The organism is Pseudomonas sp. P5_B2 (assembly GCF_056400445.1).
The window spans coordinates 1-1,932 of record NZ_JBFULH010000711.1 but is presented as its reverse complement, the minus strand read 5'-3'; the positions used below and the strand labels follow the sequence as shown (position 1 = coordinate 1,932).

The following is a 1,932-nucleotide window of genomic DNA, read 5'->3' as shown; positions in this document are numbered from 1 at the left end:
GTGCGTAGCACTCCCATTATTGCCACTGCGGTTTTACTGAAAACTTGCTTACCTTTATACGACTGCTTCGCAGTCGAACGGGGGCAAGCCCCCTCACCACAGAAAGCTCCCTAGCCACAGCAAGCTCCACAGAAATTCGCCGGGCACAAAAGTATGAATACCCCCATGATTTTCAGGACCACGGCACATGCATGAGCATCCGCTACAACGCTTCTTCAAGTCCTTGCGCGAACGGCCGGTGTTTGCGTGGGAGCGCTATCAGAAGCGCGAAGTGTTGGTGATCGACCATCCGCTGTGTCAGGCGGTGTTCAGTCGCCAGGGCGCGCAGTTGCTGCACTTCCAGCCAACGGGTCAAAAGCCCTGGCTTTGGTGCGCGGCGCGGTGGCCGCAGGTCGGCGCGATTCGTGGCGGAGTGCCCGTGTGCTGGCCGTGGTACGGCCGTCATCCGAGCGAAAACGCCTGGCCTTCCCACGGTTGGGCGCGGTTGATCGACTGGAAGCTGCTCGACAGCAGCCATGCCGACGATGGCGTGCGATTGCACTGGCAACTTCAGCTGTGTGACTGGCAAGTGGACCTGCATGCCCACCTTGGCGAACGCATGGATTTGCGCCTGAGCACCGAGCATCAGGACAGCCTGCCGTGTCAATTGAGTCAGGCGTTGCACGCTTACTGGCGTATTGGTGACGTGGGTGAGGTAGCGCTGTCCGGGCTGGAAGGTGCACAGGGTTATGACCACTTGAATCGCGAGACGTGTCAGCAGGAAGGTGAATTACGAGTCGATGGCGGGTGCCAGCGAGTGTTCCAGCACGACGGCGAATTGCAGCTCAAGGATCACGCCTGGCAGCGCGAGTTATGCATCGATACCGGTGATCAGGCGGACACGGTGGTCTGGCATCCGGGCTCACGGCCATTGTTGGGCGTGAGCTGGAATGAGATTTCGGAATTTGTCTGTGTGGAGGCGGCCAGCGGTGGTACCGACAGCCTGAGCCTGGCACCGGGGGAGAGGGCGCATTTGAGTTTGCAGGCGCGGGCGGGGGTTTAAGTGAGATCAAAAGATCGCAGCCTCGTTTCACTCGACAGCTCCTACAGAGTGAAACGAGGCTGCGAATCTTCAATTAATTAAATTCATCCCCAATGGGATACCGGCTCGCATTCAGGCTTTCCTTGATCTTGCGCAAATGTGGCTGGAAATCCACACCTCGACGCAAGGTCATGCCAGTCGCCAGCACGTCCAGCACGGTGAGCTGGATGATGCGCGAGGTCATCGGCATGTAGATATCGGTGTCTTCCGGCAGTGGAATGTTCAGGCTCAGCGTACTGGCCTTGGCCAAAGGCGATCCTTCGGCTGTGAGGCCCAGCACTGATGCACCGTTTTCCCGGGCGATGCGCGCCACTTCTACCAATTCGCGGGTGCGGCCGGTGTAGGAAATGATCACGAACAGCTCGCCAGTGTGCGCCACCGACGCGATCATGCGTTGCATCAACACGTCGGCATGGGCGGTGACGGCCAGATTGAAACGGAAGAATTTGTGCTGCGCATCCAGCGCCACCGGGGCCGAGGCGCCGAGGCCGAAGAAGTGGATCTGCCGGGCCTGGATCAACAGATCGACGGCGCGGCTGATCAGGTTCGGATCCAGCGCCTGCAAAGCACTGTCCAGAGAGGCGATGGCGCTGCCGAAGATCTTTTTTGTATAGGCTTCAGGATTGTCATCGGCCTCGACCGCACGGCTGACATACGCCGCGCCACTGGCCAGGCTTTGGGCCAACTGAAGCTTGAGTTCCGGGTAGCCGCTGACGCCGAACGAACGGCAGAAGCGGTTGACCGTCGGCTCGCTGACCTTTGAGGCCTGGGCGAGCGCAGCGATGCTGAACCGGGTGGCCTGCTGTGGGTTGAGCAGGATCACTTCGGCGACTTTACGTTCAGCCTTGTTC

General features: G+C 59.6%; 2 protein-coding genes. One reads left to right on the top strand and one right to left on the bottom strand.

The window, feature by feature from the left end:
• The first annotated feature begins 187 nt into the window (after positions 1-187).
• Positions 188-1,042 (top strand): D-hexose-6-phosphate mutarotase, encoded by an 855-nt coding sequence (locus tag AC1DRJ_RS25890; protein WP_477804663.1) that lies wholly within the window; start codon positions 188-190, stop codon positions 1,040-1,042.
• 73 nt (positions 1,043-1,115) lie between these two features.
• Here AC1DRJ_RS25890 and AC1DRJ_RS25885 read toward each other — a convergent pair.
• Positions 1,116-1,932 (bottom strand): MurR/RpiR family transcriptional regulator (locus AC1DRJ_RS25885; protein ID WP_477804662.1); only part of this gene is annotated, 817 nt, incomplete at its 5' end.

What these genes read in the sequence shown, in the direction of transcription:
- AC1DRJ_RS25890 (WP_477804663.1), top strand. Translation starts at nt 188, where the DNA reads ATGCATGAGCATCCGCTACAACGCTTCTTCAAGTCCTTGCGCGAACGG.